Source organism: Aeromonas sp. L_1B5_3 (genome assembly GCF_963866575.1).
Classification (GTDB): Bacteria; Pseudomonadota; Gammaproteobacteria; order Enterobacterales; family Aeromonadaceae; genus Aeromonas; species Aeromonas jandaei.
Map to the genome: position 1 here is coordinate 1 of NZ_CAWMDN010000044.1, position 2,079 is coordinate 2,079.

Below are 2,079 nucleotides of genomic sequence, written 5' to 3' on the forward strand. Positions count from 1 at the left end.
CGCCGGTCACCCCTCAATGCCTTGGTGCGACATTGAGCGCCGGGGGGCTGGTGTTTCGCCTGGGAGGTTCGCCGCCGGGCCGGGGCCGGGGATGGCCAGCGGTTTGCCTAGTGTTCTAGTTCACATCCTTCCTAAGCGGTGCCGAAGAGAAGTTTCATATCATCAGTACCCAAATCATACCGGAAATGCTCGATAGTGCGGCACTCAAGCAAAACCTGGATGATGTCCGGCGCTTGGAGCTGCGCTTCATGTTGCTGGGCAATGGGGCCAATCTACCTCAGGAGGAGCAGTTGGTGGCCGAGACGGTGACCCGGGTGCAGCAGAGCCTGGCGGATTATGAGAGTGATTTGCGCACCCCGGAGCAGCGGACGCTGTTCGAGGAGTTGCGCAACAAGTGGCAGGCTTATCTGCCCCTGCACCAGGAGATCATGAGCCTGAAGCGAGAAGGGCAGACCGAGGTGGCGGCCCAGAAGTCGGTGGCATCCGTTGCGCTCTACTATGGGCTTACCTCCCTGGTTGGCAAGCTGATGGACCTGAACCAGCAGCAGGCTAGTGCCATGGAGGCCCAGTTTAACCGTGCCAATAAACAGGCCAAGCGCTGGATCGTCGGTTCGCTACTGGCGGCGGTGTTGCTGGTGTTTGGGCTGGCCTACTGGCTCTCCGGCCAGATCAGAAAGCCGCTGGCGCACCTGGTGGAGCAGGCCAATCGGCTCTCCAGAGGCGATTTGAGCGGCACGCTGGATCCGCGCTGCTTTGCTCGCGACGAACTGGGCCAGCTGGCCTCGGCCTTTGGCAGCATGCACACCAATCTGCGGACCCTGATTGCCGATGTGGCCGCTGCCGTTCACCAATTGGGAACGTCGGTGGAGGAGGTCAATGCCATCGCTACCCAATCCTCTCAGGGGGTTGCCCAGCAGCTCCAAGAGATCGATCAGTTTGCCGCCGCCATCAACGAGTTGCAATCCACGGTGCAGGAGGTGTCGCGCAACTGCAACGAGGCGGCCAACTCGGCCAGTACGGCGGCGGGGGACTCCTCGGCGGGGTTGCATGCCGTGCAGTTGGCCATCAAGGATACCGGTGTGGTGGCGCAGAAGCTGGAGCAGGCCGGGCAGGTGGTGGATCATCTGCAGCAGGATAGCCAGAGCATCGGTGTGGCGCTGGAGGTGATCCGCTCCATCGCCGATCAGACCAACCTGCTGGCGCTCAATGCCGCCATCGAGGCGGCACGGGCCGGTGAGCATGGTCGGGGTTTTGCCGTGGTGGCCGACGAGGTGCGCACCCTGGCCAAGCGAACCCAGGACTCTACCAGCGAGATCAACCGCATCATAGATCTGCTGCAGAGCCGGGCCCGCGAGACGGTGGAGAATATGGATCATAGCCGTCAGTTGATGGACACCACGGTGAACAGTACCTCGGATGTGGGCTCCATAATCCACAAGGTCACCGAATCGGTGGCGCTGATCTCGGACATGAACACCCAGATTGCCACCGCCACCGAGGAGCAGAACTCGGTGACCGAGGATCTGAACCGCAACATAGCGGTGATCCATGAGGCGGCCAACGAGGTGGCCAGTGGCGCCGAGCAGACGGCCTCCGCCTGCCTCTCCCTGAGCCAGTTAGCCGAACAGCTGCAGGGACGGGTTGCCCAGTTCCAGTTGTAAGCGTGGTGTGCTGTATCCAGTTCCTGCCGCCATTCGGCGGCGGGAAACCCAATGAAATCAAATAGATACAAAATAATCAAGTAACTTCTCATTAAGTCGTGGCGATGGGCTCCTTTTACCGCTGGTTGATCAGTTCAGCTAGCGGCACAAATGGACCACCATTTATCCTCTCCTGCAGATATTTCCAGAACGACATACCCAACTTTCTGCAGGTATTTTTCAGACTCATAAATGTATCCCGGCAACGTCTCCCTTCCTCGCTGCGGGTGCTTCCGCTCACCTTTCGCTTCTTCACATGACCCCGGATGTCCCGCTCGCTACCATTGGTGTGCAACGGCACCTCCGGCCGCTTCAGCACCAGCAATAATTCGTCCTTGTGTTCGCGTAACCGCTTCAGCAGCCGGTTCAACGGTCAGCT

The 2,079-nt window shown here is 59.9% G+C and carries 2 protein-coding genes; one reads left to right on the forward strand and one right to left on the reverse strand.

From position 1 onward, the window contains the following. The first annotated feature begins 185 nt into the window (after positions 1 to 185). Positions 186 to 1,661 carry a HAMP domain-containing methyl-accepting chemotaxis protein gene (locus tag AACR93_RS03370; protein WP_024945039.1) on the forward strand — a complete coding sequence of 492 codons (1,476 nt, stop codon included), beginning with the start codon at positions 186 to 188 and terminating at the stop codon, positions 1,659 to 1,661. Between the two features lie 115 nt (positions 1,662 to 1,776). Here the strand turns inward: AACR93_RS03370 and AACR93_RS03375 are convergent, their stop codons facing one another. Further along, the gene (locus AACR93_RS03375; RefSeq protein WP_052497118.1) at positions 1,777 to 2,070 is read right to left on the reverse strand and encodes an IS66 family transposase; all 294 of its coding nucleotides are present in this window, start codon (positions 2,068 to 2,070) and stop codon (positions 1,777 to 1,779) included. Between the last annotated feature and the right edge of the window lie 9 nt (positions 2,071 to 2,079).

Bases quoted from the DNA above. Each gene is read 5' to 3' on its own strand.
- AACR93_RS03370 (WP_024945039.1), top strand. From the start codon at position 186: ATGCTCGATAGTGCGGCACTCAAGCAAAACCTGGATGATGTCCGGCGC.